The organism is Marinobacter flavimaris, from assembly GCF_045057155.1.
GTDB classification, from domain to species: Bacteria; Pseudomonadota; Gammaproteobacteria; order Pseudomonadales; family Oleiphilaceae; genus Marinobacter; species Marinobacter manganoxydans.
The window spans coordinates 1,752,966-1,770,052 of the sequence record NZ_CP171359.1 but is presented as its reverse complement, the minus strand read 5'-3'; the positions used below and the strand labels follow the sequence as shown (position 1 = coordinate 1,770,052).

The 17,087-nt window shown below is 57.5% G+C and carries 15 protein-coding genes and 1 pseudogene; 12 read left to right on the top strand and 4 right to left on the bottom strand.

All coding sequences use genetic code 11. From position 1 onward, the window contains the following. Positions 1-2: 2 nt before the first annotated feature. Entirely contained in the window at positions 3-335 is a 333-nt protein-coding gene (locus ACGK9W_RS08215) for a phasin family protein (protein ID WP_064228968.1), read from the bottom strand. Positions 336-479: 144 nt separating this feature from the next. Here ACGK9W_RS08215 and ACGK9W_RS08210 point away from each other — a divergent pair, with 144 nt between their 5' ends. The 11 genes and pseudogenes from ACGK9W_RS08210 (at position 480) to ACGK9W_RS08160 (ending at position 13,678) form a co-directional block, all read left to right on the top strand. Next, a complete protein-coding gene (locus ACGK9W_RS08210) occupies positions 480-800 on the top strand; it encodes a TraR/DksA family transcriptional regulator (protein ID WP_273044262.1) in 321 nt (106 codons plus the stop codon). 8 nt (positions 801-808) lie between these two features. Beyond that, positions 809-1,540 carry an ABC transporter ATP-binding protein gene (locus tag ACGK9W_RS08205; protein WP_405420291.1) on the top strand — a complete coding sequence of 244 codons (732 nt, stop codon included), beginning with the start codon at positions 809-811 and terminating at the stop codon, positions 1,538-1,540. A 20-nt stretch (positions 1,541-1,560) separates the two neighbouring features. Continuing rightward, positions 1,561-3,942 (top strand): ABC transporter permease, encoded by a 2,382-nt coding sequence (locus ACGK9W_RS08200; protein WP_405420290.1) that lies wholly within the window; start codon positions 1,561-1,563, stop codon positions 3,940-3,942. Positions 3,943-3,974: 32 nt separating this feature from the next. Further along, entirely contained in the window at positions 3,975-5,180 is a 1,206-nt protein-coding gene (locus ACGK9W_RS08195; protein ID WP_405420287.1) for an efflux RND transporter periplasmic adaptor subunit, read from the top strand. Between the two features lie 98 nt (positions 5,181-5,278). Beyond that, entirely contained in the window at positions 5,279-7,027 is a 1,749-nt protein-coding gene (locus ACGK9W_RS08190; RefSeq protein WP_405420284.1) for an amidohydrolase family protein, read from the top strand. A 20-nt stretch (positions 7,028-7,047) separates the two neighbouring features. Beyond that, the gene (locus ACGK9W_RS08185) at positions 7,048-7,653 is read left to right on the top strand and encodes a DUF2238 domain-containing protein (protein ID WP_008174699.1); all 606 of its coding nucleotides are present in this window, start codon (positions 7,048-7,050) and stop codon (positions 7,651-7,653) included. A gap of 51 nt (positions 7,654-7,704) precedes the next feature. After that, positions 7,705-8,818: pseudogene (locus ACGK9W_RS08180) on the top strand (SLC13 family permease). Positions 8,819-9,021: 203 nt separating this feature from the next. Continuing rightward, positions 9,022-9,822: a C39 family peptidase gene (locus ACGK9W_RS08175; RefSeq protein WP_405420281.1), complete on the top strand. Its 801-nt coding sequence runs from the start codon at positions 9,022-9,024 to the stop codon at positions 9,820-9,822. Between the two features lie 53 nt (positions 9,823-9,875). Then, positions 9,876-10,886 carry a transporter gene (locus ACGK9W_RS08170; RefSeq protein ID WP_273017578.1) on the top strand — a complete coding sequence of 337 codons (1,011 nt, stop codon included), beginning with the start codon at positions 9,876-9,878 and terminating at the stop codon, positions 10,884-10,886. A 38-nt stretch (positions 10,887-10,924) separates the two neighbouring features. Further along, complete coding sequence (locus ACGK9W_RS08165; protein ID WP_405420279.1) at positions 10,925-12,550, top strand: OmpP1/FadL family transporter; 1,626 nt, start codon at positions 10,925-10,927, stop codon at positions 12,548-12,550. 63 nt (positions 12,551-12,613) lie between these two features. Continuing rightward, positions 12,614-13,678 (top strand): MalM family protein, encoded by a 1,065-nt coding sequence (locus tag ACGK9W_RS08160; protein ID WP_092029834.1) that lies wholly within the window; start codon positions 12,614-12,616, stop codon positions 13,676-13,678. A gap of 4 nt (positions 13,679-13,682) precedes the next feature. On the opposite strand, the gene ACGK9W_RS08155 is transcribed toward ACGK9W_RS08160, so the two are convergent. The 3 genes from ACGK9W_RS08155 to ACGK9W_RS08145 are packed head-to-tail and all read right to left on the bottom strand — an operon-like array spanning position 13,683 to position 16,098. After that, positions 13,683-14,714 carry a polysaccharide deacetylase family protein gene (locus ACGK9W_RS08155; protein ID WP_273017221.1) on the bottom strand — a complete coding sequence of 344 codons (1,032 nt, stop codon included), beginning with the start codon at positions 14,712-14,714 and terminating at the stop codon, positions 13,683-13,685. A gap of 45 nt (positions 14,715-14,759) precedes the next feature. Next, positions 14,760-15,425 (bottom strand): DNA-J related domain-containing protein, encoded by a 666-nt coding sequence (locus tag ACGK9W_RS08150; protein WP_405421001.1) that lies wholly within the window; start codon positions 15,423-15,425, stop codon positions 14,760-14,762. Positions 15,426-15,453: 28 nt separating this feature from the next. Next, positions 15,454-16,098 carry a TetR/AcrR family transcriptional regulator gene (locus tag ACGK9W_RS08145; protein WP_405420275.1) on the bottom strand — a complete coding sequence of 215 codons (645 nt, stop codon included), beginning with the start codon at positions 16,096-16,098 and terminating at the stop codon, positions 15,454-15,456. Positions 16,099-16,170: 72 nt separating this feature from the next. Here ACGK9W_RS08145 and ttcA point away from each other — a divergent pair, with 72 nt between their 5' ends. Next, on the top strand, positions 16,171-17,085 hold the full coding sequence (gene ttcA, locus ACGK9W_RS08140; RefSeq protein WP_092029827.1) for a tRNA 2-thiocytidine(32) synthetase TtcA: 915 nt from the start codon (positions 16,171-16,173) through the stop codon (positions 17,083-17,085). The last annotated feature ends 2 nt before the right edge of the window (positions 17,086-17,087 follow it).

Below are 17,087 nucleotides of genomic sequence, written 5' to 3'. Positions count from 1 at the left end.
CCTTATTTGGCAGCTTTCGGGCTGGCTTTGGTGGTTTCTTCCGGGGTTTTCTCGAACACCTTCTGAATCTGCTCCCGGCTTTCGTTGAAATAATCCTGCCAGGCTTTCCAGTCTGCCGTGAACTGCTCGCTCAGGGATTTCAGGGTTTCTGCCTGATCACCGGTCAGGCTTTTCAGGCCCTCCAGATCACGGACTTCTGACACTTTTTTGGCCTGCTCCATGGTGACATCGGCATAACGGCGGAAGGCGTTCATCTGCATTTCCGCGGCCTTGCCCACCTGCTCAAACAGGGTTTCGTTCAGGCGCGTCGCTTTCTCGAAAAGCTCAGTGTTCATAGTCACAACTCCTTTGCATACAGGTTTGATGGATCTCTATTCTGCCTCACCCTCCATGACGCAATTTTGACAAGCATCAATCCCGGGTTCAGCTTATGCTTTACTGTATGAATATGTATTTCCCGGCAAGCCAGGAGGCGCCAAATGACTAACCGGAAATCCGAACTGGAAACATTGAGGGCAGACCTGACGGCCAGACTTTCCCGGTATGAAGCGCACCAGCACCGGGAGGATGGCGCGCTGGACAAGGATTTCGAGGAGCAGGCTACCCAGACCCAGAATGACGAGGTGGTCGACTCGCTGGAAACGGAAACCCGCTCCGAACTCGCTCAGATCGAACACGCCCTGGCACGCATTGACAATGGTGTGGGCGACGAATGCGAATCCTGCGGCGAGGCCATCGACCCCCGCCGTTTGCAGGTGCTGCCTTACACCACGGTTTGCGTGGACTGTGCCGAAGACTGACTGACACCATGGAGCCAGGAACGGAAGCCGGGGCCGGCTCTGCGGTATTCCAGACCCGGGGCCTCACGAAAACCTATGATCAGGGAGAGGTTCAGGTTCATGCGCTCCGTGGGGTGGATCTGGATCTCTATGGCGGCGAACTGGTCGTCATGCTGGGCGCTTCGGGTTCAGGCAAATCCACACTTCTGAACATTCTTGGCGGGCTGGATGTGCCATCGTCCGGTGAGGTGCGGTATCGGGATATTGATCTCAGTGCAGCCGGAGACCGCGAACTGACCCGTTACCGCCGTGAGCATGTTGGTTTCGTATTCCAGTTCTACAATCTCATTCCAAGCCTGACCGCGCGGGAAAATGTTGCGGCCGTCACCGAGATTGCGTCCCATCCGATGTCTCCCGAAGAAGCTCTTGAGCTGGTTGGATTGAAGAGCCGCATCGACCACTTTCCCGCGCAGCTTTCCGGTGGTGAACAGCAGAGGGTTGCCATCGCCAGGGCCATTGCCAAACGACCGGAAGTACTTCTTTGCGATGAGCCGACCGGAGCTCTGGATTCGGCCACGGGTGTGCTGGTTCTTGAAGCTCTGGAAAAAGCCAACCGGGAGACGGGCACGACCACCGTTATTATCACCCACAATGCCTCTATTGGTGGCATGGGGGATCGCGTGATCACGCTCTCCGACGGCAACATCAGTGGTGAGCGCCGTAACGAACGTCGCCAGGATCCCCGGACACTGTCCTGGTAACGGGGCCAAATGGTAGAAAAATGGCCGCGAAAGGTCTTAACACGGTTCTGAATACCAAACTACGGCGCGAGCTCTGGCAGATGCGGGGCCAGGTACTGGCCATCGCGCTGGTGATCGCAGGAGGCGTAGGTGTCTGTGTGATGTCGCTGGTGAACTATTCATCGTTACTGGCGACCAGAGCCCAGTACTACGATCAGCACCAGTTTGCCGATGTGTTTGCCCCCGTCAAACGGGCGCCCCGCCATGCCCTCAAGGAACTAGGTTCATTACCTGCCATAGCAAGGTACGAGGGGAGAGTCGAGGGAGCCGCAAAATTGGAGATGCCTGGCTTCGCGGATCCCGTGTCGGCCCGGTTGGTATCCATTCCTCCGGAGGGGCAGCCTGAGGTCAATCGCTTGTTTATCCGTCAGGGGCGGCTTCCGGGGGCAGGTCGCAGCCAGGAAGTCGCGGTCATCGGAAGCTTTGCCGAAGCGCATGAGTTGGTACTGGGTGATCAGTTTGAGGCGATTATCAACGGCCGGCGACAGGAACTTACGATAACTGGCATCGTCGAGTCACCGGAGTTCATATACGTCATTCCCCCTGGCGGCATGCTGCCTGATTATCGGCGTTATGGTGTGCTGTGGATGAACAGGGAAGCCCTGGAATCCGCCATGGACATGCGGGGCGCATTCAACAGCCTGGTGGTAACGCTCAGACCGGGCCACTCCGTTGCCTCTGTGGTCGATGCCCTGGACCGACTCCTGGCCCGTTACGGGGCGACAGGAGCCTTTGGCCGGGATGATCAGTTTTCTCATCGCTTCCTGAGTGACGAGCTGAACCAGCTGAAAACCATGGCGACGGTATTTCCTCTCATTTTCATGAGTGTGGCCATGTTTCTGCTGAACGTGGTGATCGGCCGTCTGATCAGCACCCAGCGGGACATTGTTGCCGTGCTCAAGGCCTTCGGCTACAGCAATCGCCAGATCGCCTGGCACTACAGCAAACTGGTCATCGTGATTGCGGTTATCGGTTTGTTGGCCGGCCTTGCGCTGGGGCTTTGGCTGGGACGGTCACTGGGGGAACTCTATATGGATTACTACCGGTTCCCCGGGTTGTTGTTCCGTATCGACCCTCTATGGCTTTTGTTGCTGGGCATACTGACCATCGAGGTGGCCTGGCTCGGTGCCTGGCGGGCCATCAGGCAGGCGGCCTCCCTGCCACCTGCAGAAGCCATGAGGCCGGAAGGACCCGCCAGATACCGGGTGACCGTAATGGAAAAGCTCCTCTCAGGCATCCGTTTCTCCCAGCCCTCCCGAATGATTGTGCGCCAGCTCTCTCGTCGTCCGGTTCGGACCCTGTTGTCCATGAGTGGGGTCGCCATGGCAACCGCCATCGTGATGGTGGGTAACTTCCAGTTTGATTCGGTATCCCTGATGGTGCACACGCAGTTTGCAAGAGTTCAGCAACAGGATCTCGCCGCGACCTTCATTGATCCGGTGAATAGCACGGCGTTGTACGGCTTGCAGAGGCAAGCCGGGATCCGGTACGTGGAGGGTCGCCGCTCAGTGCCGGCCCGTCTGGTTGCCGGTCATCGGGAGTGGCGAAGTGCGGTCACCGGAATACCTTCCGATGCGAGACTGCAATTTGTCATCGACAGCGATCTGAAACCGGTAACGCTCCCCAGGGAAGGGCTGTTGTTGACCGATTATCTGGCGGATGAGCTGGGTGTCGGCCCAGGGGATGTTTTGCAGCTGGAGCTCCTCGAAGGTGACCGGCGAACGGTAATGGTTCCAGTCGCCGGTATCACCAGCGAGTTTCTTGGGGTCGGTGCCTACATGGACCTGGATGCCCTTAACCGGGCGCTGGGTGATGGGCCCCTGATCAATCAGGCCATGATAAACCTGGAGCCCGACAAGGCTTCGGAAGTCTATAACAGCCTTCGTGAAGCACCAGGGGTGCTTGGCTTGAACATCCGCCAGGCCATGCTGGATAGTTTCTATGACACCCTGGCGAGAACCTTCCTGACGTTCACCTTTTTCAACAGCCTGATGGGTGGAATCATCGCCTTCGGGGTGGTCTACAACACCATCCGGATTTCCCTGGCTGAGAAAGGTCGGGAGTTGGCGAGTCTGAGAGTCCTGGGGTACACCCATAATGAAGTTGCGCATATATTGTTGGGAGAGGTTGCGCTCTTGCTGTTACTGGGCATTCCGCTCGGTTGGCTGATTGGCCAGGGGCTGGCACTGATGATTGTTACTGCCATGCAAACGGAGCTGTATCGGGTGCCCCTGACCATAACCACCCAGACGCTTGGCATGTCCGCGCTGGTCGTGGTGGTTTCGGCAATCGCTTCCGGGGTGATTGCCTGGTGGCGCCTGAAAGCGCTGGATCTGGTAGCCGTGTTGAAAACAAGGGAATAGGTGCGGAAGCAACCAGGGAGTGAACTGAGGTTATGACGAAAAAAGGGTTTGCGGGGAAATGGTTGTTCTGGGGCGTGTTTGTTTTGCTCGCCATTGCTGCAGTCGTGGTCACGATCCGGCCCGATCCGGTTTGGGTGGACCTGGCGCCGGTAACCCGTGGACCCATGGAAATCACCATCAAGGAAGAAGGAAAAACCCGGGTGCGGGACCGTTACGTGGTGTCTTCCCCGGTTGCCGGCTACTTACACAGGGTCTTGCTGGAGGTGGGGGATCCGGTTATTCCAGGAGAGCTGCTGACAGAGGTGGACCCCATGCCTGCCAGCACCCTGGATGCCCGCAGCCGGGCAGAAGCGGAGGCCAAAGCACAGTCGGCCCGATCGGCGCTCAATTCCACTCGTCAAAAAGTCGCAGCCGCTGAGGCGGAAGCAGATCTGGCCGTTCGGGAACTGGCCCGCCTGCAGGCTCTGAGTGATGACCATTTTGTTTCCGACGAGCGTTTGCAGCAGGCGAAGGCCGCTGCGGACAGGGCAAAGGCCATTCTGCGTTCCGCCCGCTTTGACGAGGAAGTAATGGCCCATGAACTGGCAGCGGCCAGAACCCGCCTTGAAGTATCTGCTGCACGGGCAAACGGTAATGGAGCGGTTGAACGTGTGCCAGTAAGGTCTCCGGTGAATGGTTCGGTCCTCGGAATAGTCCGGAAAAGTGAGGGCGTCATCCAGGCCGGTGAAGCCATTCTGGAACTGGGAGACCCCGGGGCGCTTGAGGTGGTTGTCGATGTGTTGAGTTTTGACGCTGTGAACCTTCAACCCGGTATAGCGACGCGCCTCACTGGATGGGGTGGCGGCACTCTTGATGCTGTCGTCCGTCGGGTTGAGCCGGTCGGATTCGAGGACATGTCGGCCCTGGGTGTTGAAGAGAGGCGGGTACAGGTCGTTGCGGACATTACCAGCCCTACGGACGCGTGGCAGAGCCTTGGAGACGGGTACCGGGTGGACGCCGAGTTTCTGCTCTGGCGATCAGACAATGTTCTTCAGGTTCCGGAATCTGCCATCTTTGTCAGTGACGGCCAGCACCAGGTATTCCGCGCTGTTGACGACAGAGCGGTGCTTACCAACGTGTCGGTGGGGCGTACAAACGGATTCCATACGGTGATTCAGGATGGTCTTGGCGAGGCAGACCGTGTGGTCCGGCACCCGGATCGTCAGCTGGAAGACGGCAGCCAGATCAGGGTTCGTTAATGGCCCGTATTGCCGGCCTTGTCCGCTGAAATGAGAGGACATATCACGTTTTGCTGGCTAGACTGACGGCATAAAACAACAAAAAGGAGCCTGGCACTGTGAACAAGTTCGACACTCTCATTATTGGTGGTCGTTACTTTGACGGTACCGGCGGACCTTCACGCATAGCCCATGTTGGCGTCAAAGATGGGCGAGTTGCCGGGGTATTTGATGAGCAGCCCGGCACCGGCCTGGCGACACGCACGATTGACGCCAGCGGATGCTGGGTGACACCGGGCTTTCTGGATACCCATACCCACTACGATGCCGAGCTGCTGGTAGCGCCGTCCCTGTCTGAATCTGTGCGTCACGGTGTCACTACCGTGCTGATCGGCAGCTGCTCCCTGAGTATGGTCTGTTCCGATCCGGAGGACGCCTCGGATATTTTTACCCGGGTGGAAACGGTTCCCAGGGAAAAAGTGCTGCCCATTCTGAAACAGTACAAGTCCTGGCAGACACCCAAAGACTGGGTGGCGTTCATGGACCAGCACCCATTGGGGCCCAATGTCATCAGCTTTCTCGGCCACAGTGATCTGAGAACTGCCGTTATGGGGCTGCATCGCGCCACCGACCGGGGCGTGACTCCGACATCAGAAGAGCAAAGACAAATGGAAGCCCTCCTTGAGGAGGCTCTGCAGGAGGGCTTTCTCGGTCTTTCCACCATGTGCCTGAAATGGGACAAGGTGGATGGTGACCGGGAGTGGTCCAAGAGCCTGCCGAGCACCTACGCCCGATGGCGTGAGGTCAGCCGTCTGAATGCCCTTTTGCGCCGGTACGGACGGGTGCATCAGGGTGCGCCCAATGCGGCCAATCCTCTGCAGGTAACCCAGTACCTGAAAGAGACCCTGGGCTGGTTGAGAAAGCCCCTGAAAACAACCCTGATTGCCATGATCGATCTGAAAGGCAATCCCACGGTCAAACCCATGGCCAGCCTGGTGGGGTGGCTGGCCAACAGCTTTGGCGGCAACTTCCGCTGGCAGCTCCTGCCAACGCCGTTCACGGTCTATGCTGACGGCATGGATATCGTGCTGTTTGAAGAGTTCGGCGCCGGTGAAATGGCCCTCGATATACGGGATCAGCTTGAGCGCAATGAACTTCTTAAAGACGAACAGTACCGGCGGAAATTCAGGAAATTCTACAAAGAAAAGCTCTCGCCCCGGGTATGGCAGAGGGATTTCGGCGATGCCGTTATTCTCGACTGCCCGGATAAAAGCGTGGTTGGCCGCAACTTTGCTGAGCTGGCGGCCGACCGTGGCATCCATGTGGTCGATTTCTTTCTCGACATGGTGGTTGCCCATGGCCGTTCACTGCGCTGGTTCACCACGGTAGGCAACCACAGAAAGGATCGGCTCCGGAAAATGGTCACCAATCCCGGTGCCCTGATCACCTTTTCCGATGCCGGCGCCCACATCCGTAATATGGCCTTCTACAATCTGCCTCTGCGGTTTCTCAAGCTGGTTTACGAAAGCCATGTGGAGAGTGAGCCGGTCATGTCGCTGGAACGTGCCGTACATCGACTGACCGGCGAACAGGCAGACTGGCTTGGTGTTGATGCCGGTCATATCAGGAAAGGTGACCGGGCGGATATAACGGTACTGGACCCCCGTGGCCTTGATCAGGATCTGGAACAGGTTGAGTGGGCCGAGATGGAAAACTTCGGACTGGAGAGAATGGTCAACCGGGTGCCTGGTTGTATCAGAGAGGTGCTGATCAACGGCCGACCCGCGGTAACGGATGGTGAGGTTGAAGCTGCCCTGGGCCGGGAGCCTGGCTATGGCCACTTCCTGCGCGCCGGTGCGTCTGGATAACCACGTACAAAAGGAAACCTATGAACCTGCGATTTGCGCCCGCCGTCTGGGTGGTGGTCTTTCTTGCAGTCTTTGTCTGGTCTGCCATCGGACCCAGGGATCGGGCCACCTGGGCGCTGGAAGTCCTGCCCGCTGTCATTGGTTTTGTGCTGGTTGTCTGGTGTTTCTTCCGTTATCCCCTGACGCCTCTTGTCTATTTCCTGATTCTGGTCCACGCCGTCATCCTGATGGTTGGAGGGCACTATACCTACGCGGAAGTACCTTTGTTCGACTGGTTTCGGGACTGGTTTGACTGGGAGCGCAATAACTACGACAAGCTTGGCCACCTGGCACAGGGGTTTATACCGGCAATCATTGCCAGGGAAGTGGTCATTCGCTTCGACGTGTTCTCCAGTCGCCGCTGGGCGGCGTTTTTCATCGTCTGTTTCTGTCTGGCGCTAAGCGCCTTTTACGAGCTGATTGAATGGTGGGTGGCCTTGCTCAGTGACGAAGCGGCCGAGGCCTTTCTGGGCACACAGGGCTACGTCTGGGATACCCAGTCGGATATGGCCTGGGCCTTGTCCGGCGCCATTCTGGCTCTTATCCTGCTCGGGCGTTTTCATGATCGCCAGCTTCAGGCGCTCTGACGTTTCGCCCGCCTGCTGATGTTGAATGTCTGAATGATGGAATAGAACTGTATGTCCGAAGAGCTCAACGCTGACAAACAGGCCGAGGGGCTGCCCCGCAGCCAGGTCATTGGACTGATCCTCGGGGCTGCCTTTCTGCTGGCAACCATCATACTCCCACCTCCGGAAACCATGGCCGCGGAAGCCTGGGCGGCGCTGGGGTTGATGCTGCTGATGGCTACCTGGTGGTCTACCGAAGCCATTCCGATTCCCGCCACTGCCTTGCTGCCAATCGTGCTGGTTCCCGCGCTCGGGCTCGGGACGGTTGGTGAAGCCACCGAGCCCTATGCCAATCCGATCATTTTCCTGTTCCTGGGGGGGGCTTCACACTCGGGCTTGCGATGCAGCGATGGAACCTGCATCGCCGGATCGCCCTGATGACGCTGAAGGCCGTTGGCAGTAAACCCCGGCGGCAGATTGCCGGGTTCATGTTGGCAACCGCGTTTTTGAGCATGTGGGTCAGCAATACTGCAACAGCCATCATGATGCTGCCGATTGGTCTGTCGGTGGTGGCGATGATGAACAGCAATGACAATCCCGAGGGCATTCGGCGTTACGCCACGGCCCTCCTTTTGGCTATCGCCTATTCCGCCAGTATCGGTGGTATTGCCACACTTATCGGCACACCGCCAAATGCCTTGCTGGCGGCCTACCTGAGCGAAAACCAGGGTATTTCTGTGGGCTTTGCCCAATGGATGTTGCTGGGGGTTCCAGTGACGGTTGTCATGCTGGCCCTGGCCTGGTGGTGGCTGACCCGGCGCGACTTCGGGCTGGGCATGGCCGGCGCCCTGCCAACCCTTGTCATGATTGTTCTGGTGGCGGGTATCATCATCTTTCTGACCGAAGTTACCAGCAATACCGCAACCGCGGCGGCGTTTCTGCCGTTGCTGGGGCGCTGGCCCTGAGTCAGGGCGTGTCACCGTTACTACTCACTGTGCCTGCCGCCATCGCGGCCAGCTGTGCCTTCATGATGCCGGTGGCCACGCCACCCAATGCCATCGTGTTCTCCAGTGGTCACATGCAGATCAGCGACATGATCAGAGCCGGGTTTGCTCTCAATCTGATGGGCATTGTCGTGGTAACTGCCCTGAGCTACCTGTTACTCGGCGTGGTCTTTACCTTTTGAACGGCAGGCCCGGCAACCGGGCCTGCTTCCCGATTCCCATCCATGTCATGAAACAGTTCTCAAATCCCCTTCCTAAGGCCCCTCCTGCAGCGACAGATTTGAGGCACAGTTATCTTTAAGGGCGCAGGCTTTTCGGTATCTTACCGTAACAACATGTAACCCGCTTAATAACGTGGCCAATAAAAACAGGGACTTCGTCTGACATGCTGCTGGTGCTCGCTGGATCCATTCTTACATTCACCATGGTGCAGGAAGCGACCGTGGTGGAGCCTTTTGAGAAGGGCCAGATCGTCATTGAGCAGGATGTGGATTCCAGTCCTGTTGAATTGCGCTCCGACGTCAGGGTGGAGCCTCTGGTTGAACAGAAGTTCCGGAATATCGTGCGTCAGGCCTATGACTACAGCTGTGGAAGCGCGGCGCTGACCACGGTGCTGAACTTCTATCTCGGACGGACCTTGTCAGAACGACAGGTCATGGAGGGGCTGCTCCACTACGGCGAAAGTGAGCGCATCGTTGAGCGGCGCGCGTTCTCCATGCTCGATATGAAGCGGCTGGTGACGGCACTCGGTTACCCGTCAGGCGGCTTCCGGGCCACCATCGATGACCTCAGGGACCTCGATCACCCGGCGATCGTGCCCATCCACCACGCGGGCTTCAAGCATTTCGTGGTGTTACGGACGATCCGCGACGGGCGCGCCTACCTGGCAGATCCTTCAGTCGGCAATATCTCCTTTACTCTGGCCCAGTTCGAGGAGAAATGGGACGACAACGTGTTGTTCATAGTATTTCCGGGAGGTGACAAGCCCCTGGACAACCTGGAGCTGAAAGAGGAAGACCTTCGCTTTGTGGACGACCAGACCATGACGTTGCTGGCGCTGGAGAGGATACCGGAATTTCACGAATCCACCGAGAGGCGCATCCAGAATCTGCTGGAGCGCCAGAAAAACAATCCCGATGGCAGCGTCGAGAATACCCGGAAGCAGTTGTTTTACCGTCGTAACTAACTTGCCGGGGTTCACCGGCGTCAGGAAAATTACTAATAAGAAAGGGAGTCAGGATGAATCGTTGGTTTGCGCGAGGCGTTATCCTTGTTTCCATGGCAGGTCCGCTTTCGGGCATGACCCTGGCGGATGAAGGCAGTGTGGATCAGGCGCGGGAGGCGCTGGCCAAACAGGAGGGAGACCAGGATGCGTCACAGCAGCTGGAAGAGGTCTTCCAGGCTGCGGAGAACAATTATTCCCTTCAGAAGAAGGGGTCTCACTATCTGAACTTTTCATTCGACTATTCCTATACCGCCGATCAGCGGCTGGACCTTGCCATTACCAACGGCTCGGTCAGGAACCTTGATGTGGTGCCGTCGGCTACCCACATTTTCACCAATTCCTTTACCTACGACTACGGCCTGCTTGATAACCTGACGGTGGGCACCCGTATTCCGCTGGTGGTCAAGTACGACACCCAGGATGAACTGAACGTTTACGATTTTGGTGACATCTCCTTCACTGGCCGCTGGCAGCCCTTTGCCTATGTGCCCGGCAAGATGTCGACCACCCTGTTCGGAACCCTGACGAGCAAGACCGGCGTCAGCCCCTACGAGATCGATATCAACGAACAACTCTCCACTGGCAGCGGCTATTATTCAATCGGTGGCGGCGCGAGCCTGTCCAAGGTTCTGGATCCGGTAGTGATCTTCGGTTCGGTGAGTGCCACCTATAACCTGCCTGTGGAAGGCCTTCAGCAAGTCCGGGGAGCGCGGCTGCTGACCAACCTCGATCCCGGGTTCGGGGTGTCGGGTTCCGGTGGCTTCGCCTATTCGCTGTCCTACGACATCTCCCTCAGTATTTCGGCTCAGCTCAGCTACACCGACGAGACTGTGCTGAGCTTCTCCAATGGCGACCAGGCGGTGGCGCAGGACCAGATGACCGGTTTTCTGAGCCTGTCCCTGGGCACTCGCGTCAGCGATACCACAATCGTCAACACCAGCCTTGGCATTGGTCTCACCGAGGATGCACCGGACTTTTCCCTGGGGGTATCCCTGCCCATTAACTTCTCCGGCCTCAAAGAGTGATTGGTGTCGTTGACGACTTAAGGGAAGGGAAGGATTTCATGGCACAGCAAAGCCACAACCGTCGGATTCTCGCGGCCCTGATTGCCACGACCATCTCGTGTGGTGCCCAGGCCCAGCTTGCGCAGAACCTGACCATACATCCCAAGGCGCTGGCGCTGGGCAATGCCGTTACCGCCGACCCACCGGGTATCATGGCGATTCACTACAATCCGGCGGGGCTGACCAAGCTGGACGGTCGTCAACTGGAAGTGAATCTGATGAGCATCTACCTGGATATCGATGCGGGTTTCACGGCGCCTGAGGGCTACGAGATTTTCGGCATAGACGGGCTGGAGATTGATCCCCGGACGGGCAAGCAAAGGGACCCGGTTGCCAATACCCGCAGCCATACCAACAATGTGGCGCTGTACCTTCCGGGCTACGGCATTCTGAGGGCGCCGCCGGGGCCGGCTGTTGCGCCATCGGCGGGTATCAGCATCAATCCGCCCGGGTCCAAACTCACCTTCGGGAATGCGTTTTACCTGCCGCTGGCGGCGGGTTTTTATCGGGACAAGGACGATCCGGGCCGGTATCAGCCCCAGGCCACCGCCTTGCAGAGAACGACCTATCTGTCACCAACGGTTGGTTACGAGATCAACGACCAGTGGTCGGTTGGCGCCGGTATTCACCTGTCGCAGATGGGGATCGCCGCGGATCAGTACATGCGGGCGCCCAACATGTTGCTGGGCGTGGCGGAAGTCCTTCAGGATGCCTTTAATTGTGAAAGCGGTGACGAACCGCTGCAGCCATGGCTGGCGCTGTGTGGTGGTAATGTCGGTCCCTGGGACGATATCGGTGCTCTGAGTATCAACGTTCAGGAAACCCTGTCACCCACCTATGCACTAGGGGTGATGTGGGAGCCAACTGATTGGTTCAGCTGGGGGGCGAGCTATACCTCTGAAGCTGAAATGAACATGAAGGGCACCTTCGAAATCCAGTACACCGATGACTGGTCCGGCTTCTGGCAGAGAGTTAACGGATCGGTGCTGGGTGCGATTACCTCGGCGATCCTGAGTCTTCCGTCCGGTGCGCCCAAGGAATCCGGCAACGTCAGTATGGATCTGGTGTATCCCCAGCACTTCCAGACTGGTATCAGTGTTGACGTGCATCCGAAACTGACCCTCAACGCCGACATTGGCTGGACCGATTACAAACAGTGGGACGCCTTTGTTTTCCGGTTTGATCGTAATCTGGAGTTTCTCAATGCGGCCCGGATCCTGTCGCCGGACAATGCCACGCCGAATACCCTGAGGTTGCCCCTGGGTTTCAAGAGCCAGTGGAACTGGGCGTTTGGCATGGAGTTTCATGCGTCTTCCCGTCTGGACCTGCGTGCTGGCGTGGAAATACGGGATTCGGTTATCCCGGATGATCAGCGACAGGTTATGGCGCCATTCGGTGGGGCAAACCTCTACAGCATCGGTATGGGGTACCAGTGGGATAAGGACACCGAAATCGACATGAATCTCAGTTATCTTCATTCGGTGGAGTCGATTCCCGCGGACACCAGCTGTAATCTGAACTGCGACAACATCACCAACATTATCTACAACCCCTATGCAGGCCTGGATGTCAAAACCTCGCTACGGGTTGTGATGGCGGGCCTCAGTTTCCGGACCAAGTTCTGAGTGGTGCCATTGACCAGAGGGTAGTCATTCGCAGTGATTAACGGCTCTTTACGGAAATCAGCCTTGTGCCTTTCTCTGGCAGCAGTTCTCGGAGGCTGCCAGATTGGCGGGTCTACGGTGTCGGAACGGGAAGGTTATTTCACGTGGGTAGACGAGCAGGGCAGGGTTCGATACTCACCGATAACCGGAGCCGAGCAGAAAGACTTGAATCGTGAGTCTGCAGAGGTAGTTGAAGAGGTAGTTGAAGAGGTAGCTGAAGAGCAGCGCGATCCGGAATCCGAGAAACACCCGGTGCAGTCAGATAGTGGGGCGAGCCCGGAGTCAGGACCGCAGGAAAACACCGAGTACACACTCGAAAACTACCCGGATGCCGGCGAGCTTGAAAAAGATGGCTACGTTCGGCCGGGGGAGCGGCAACCCTATTTCACCTGGCGAGACGCCGAGGGCAATGTCCGGGTCAGCTATTACCGGCCGGACATCCGCTCTGATCTTGAGAAAGGGCTGGTGGAGCCACCCGTTCAGATCACCGAAGCCAGCGTTTACCGTGCAGGTCCCGATGGCGCAGGCCACGCTCCGGTAGAGGGCTATGATCCGGACGCCTTTGCCATCCTGGGCATTGAGGCTTCAACAGACGATTTCTTTGCCCGGTTTTCAGCGACCTGTTGCGATTCCATGGATGCCGCCAGTCGACAAGGGTGGCAATCGGGACGGGAGTTTGGCGTTACCCTCTCGGATCGTTCAGCTACATATCCGTTTCTTACCGGAACCAGCCCCTATCAACTGATTGCACTTCCGGACGCGGATAAGCACGGCAGTCTTGTCATACGCCTGCGCTCCTATGCCAAAGACGGGGTGGTGGTGCCCTCCCTGGTGTTTCTCGATGAGAAGATGGCGCCGTTAAGGCTGGTAACAGACCTGGTTATGGATTTTACCCCCGAGAACTGGCACCGGCGCGGCTATCTGGAAGCATGGGTTCCTGCTTTTCCGGGCCAGGGAGAGCGTTGGCTTGTCCTGTTTACCCGAGAGCAGGACCTGGAGGGCCAGACCGTTATAGAGACCCGTGCCGGCCCCGAGAAAATTTCCCACATCAGGCACGGTGAAATTGGCCTGATGCAGGTGGAGGAGTGAGGGTTCAGTCTTCAGGTTTGCTCAGGTCCAGCCACTGCTGGGATAGCCAGTAGTAACTGCCATCGCCCGCAGGGTGGGTGCAGTTGTAGCGGAATCGCCGGCTATTGAAGGCCTCAGGGGCCTTTACTTCCACATTGCCATCAGTCACGTCAAAGTCGATACGTCCCTGACCGGAGGCAAAGCAGGTCAACCGGTTGGCATCAATGGGTTCAACCAGCGGGAAAACCAGGGTGGGCGGATTCTCCGAGATCACCCCGTCCGGCAGCTCGCCGGTATCAACAGGGAAGGCTTTGCTGCGAAGTTTGTTCTCAAGGCTCCCCAACTGTCCGTAGGCGTTTGCCATCGGAAAACGCGGCAATCGGGTTTTCTCGGTTTGTTGGCCGATGGCGCCGGATTGCTGGCCAAAACCGTACCAGCCCCGCTCGGCCACTTTGCGCTCCAGTGCTTCGTCAAACTCGCCGTAAGGGTACGCAAACATGGGTGCAGGCGCCTTCAATTCCCTGGAGAGGGTCCCCTGGGCTGAGTCGAGACTGCTGGTAACCCTGGCTTGCCAGTCACTCTGACTTTCGTTCGGTTTCCGGGCGAGATGCCCATGGTCAGCGCTGTGGTTGGCAATCGTTACGCCCGAACGTTCGGCCAACTCCCGAATCTGATCCCAGGTCATGTAGCCGTTTCGGCCAACGGCTTCTGTATTTACAAAAATCGTGTAGGGATAGGCCTTGTCGGCCAGCAGCGGCGCCGCCGTATGGTAGACGGAGTCGTAGGCGTCATCGAAGGTAATGGCGATGTGATTACCTTGCCCATCGGTACCGGCCAGCGTTGTTTCGGTGCCTTGCTGTAGATCCACAACGTCCAGCTCCAGATCCAAGATCATGTTCAGTTGGCCCTCGAAAAGAGACACAGACGTGCTGGTAGCGGGCGGCGTTGAATCACTGACATGATGATACTGCAGGACAACGAGGTCAGCGCGGGCTGAGATGGCGGTCGCCGTAATCGCGACGAGAAGGGAAAGTTTCAGGAATGCTGTGAGCGGCATATCGTCTCCTGTATTTATCGGCCCTGGCCAGATCGAAAAGGCCGGTCAGATGCTGTGACGGAAGTGGGCTTTCAGTACCGCAAAGGCCTGATTGAGATGCTGAATGGTTTCGGTCTTGCCGCCGCGGTCCGGGTGAGCGTGCATGACCGCCCGGCGGAATCGCTGTTTGACCGTTGGAAAGTCTGTAGGGACAGCCTGAAATCCCAGTACTTCGGCGGCTTCCCTGGCTTCGGATTGCGCCGGTGCCTGGCCTGGAGCACCTGCCCAGAAATCATTCATCATCTGTTGAATGGCTTCCTCCGGCAGACGGTACTGGGAAAGATCCAGATAGAATTGACGAAGTGTGTCGACACTGTCCGGAACCCCTTCGCCACCGACCACCGACTGTGACTCGATCCGGATGCTCAAGGGCGAAATTTTCAGGCTCTCGCCGGTTTCGGATAACTGGTCACGAAGACGGTAGAGCACGTGAAACAACAGAAAATGCACCGGATAGAGTTTTTCCGGTTCGCTGAAAACAACCTGTCCAAGCAGTTCCCAGGGCGGTCTCTGAAGCGCCTTGATCAGCGATAATTCATTCAAGCCCGCCGGTGCCGATCTGAGTTCGTGCTCAACGGCCACCAGCAGGTGCTGAATCTGCTGCTCCAGGCAGTCATCATCATCCACAGTCCTGGGATGAGAAGCATTGATGGGAGAATGGCTGTCTGTCATAGGACTCATGTTAGGGCACTGCGGCCCATCAGGGAAGTGCGGCCACCTGCGGAAGTCCACCCATGAACAGGGCGGTGGAGAACCGGGTCGCCGTTAACGCTTCCGCATCCGCCGACTCCGGGTTGCTGTGGGCGCGCCTTGCCAGCGTCAGGCTGGTCTCGTAGGCGACGCCGAAAAAAGCGGCGCACAGGTACTCGTACTCAATCCGGGGAAGAAGCCCGCGTTCCATCGCCTCGCGAACATCTTCTTCCAGAGATAACATGGCCAGGCCGAGAATATCCGAACCGAACAGTTCCCGAAGTGCCCGGTCATTGCGGTGAGCGAGTTCATACACCAGCGGATCCCGGGCGGTCGCGGTATAGAGGGCCAGGTAGGCGTAGTGGATGAAATCCTCAGGATTGTCGGCTGCCCGCCGCTGTTGGCTGAGATTGTTGTTCAGATTGGTCAGGAAGTCGGTAAGCAAGGCCGCGAAAATATCCTGCTTGCTTGAGAAATAATTGTAGAAGGTGCCGGCTGCAAGACCCGTTCGCCGAACGATGTCGCGGATGGTTGAGTTTTCGTACCCCCGCTCGCGAAAACACTCCCGGGCGGCATGCAGGATTGCCCTGCGGTTCCGGATACGGTTCTGTTCCCGTTTGCCTGTGATCTCTTCACCCGATTGCAACATATCCATGTCGGTATCCTGTCCCTGAATCCATGTGACGCGTATAATCCCACGTCCACTTGCCTTATGAACGTAGTTGGTATGTCCGAAGCAATGATCGCCAGTTCCGAACAGTCTATCAACCCAGAGCGGGAGCGCCGCCAGAAACTGGAATTGAACAAGCTGCAGAAACGTCTGCGCCGCGAAGTCGGGCAGGCGATTGCCGATTTCTCGATGATTGAAGCCGGCGACAAAGTCATGTGCTGCCTCAGCGGCGGCAAAGACTCTTACGCACTGCTCGATATTCTGCTCAACCTGCAGAAGAGCGCCCCGGTTTCGTTTGAGCTGATTGCCGTCAACCTTGATCAGAAACAGCCCGGCTTTCCGGAAGAGGTGTTGCCCGAATATCTGTCCTCCATGGGTATCGAGTATCACATCATCGAGAAGGACACCTACAGCATTGTTAAGGAAAAAGTGCCGGAAGGGAAGACGACCTGCGGCCTGTGTAGCCGTCTACGCCGGGGAATTCTCTATAATTTCGCGGAAGAGCATGGGGTTACCAAGATTGCCCTGGGCCACCACCGGGACGATCTGTTGGAAACCCTGTTCCTGAACATGTTTTACGGCGGCAAGCTGAAGTCCATGCCTCCGGTGCTGCACAGTGACGATGGCCGCAACACGGTTATCCGGCCGCTGGCCTACAGCCGGGAAAAAGACATCGCCCGCTACGCGGGTCTCCGCGAATTCCCCATCATCCCCTGCAACCTGTGTGGTTCCCAGGAGAATCTCCAGCGCCAGGTGATCAAGGATATGTTCCAGAGCTGGGACAAGCAGCATCCCGGACGGTTGGAAACCATGTTCCGGGCCATGTGCAATGTGGAACCCTCGCACCTGGCGGATACCAATCTCTACGATTTCAAGGAAGGCAAGCGCCTCGGTGGCAAGCGCCAGGCCGTACAGACGGCTGAACCCGAGACCGCAACTGACTTCGGTCGCCTGGATGTCCTGAATATCTAGCC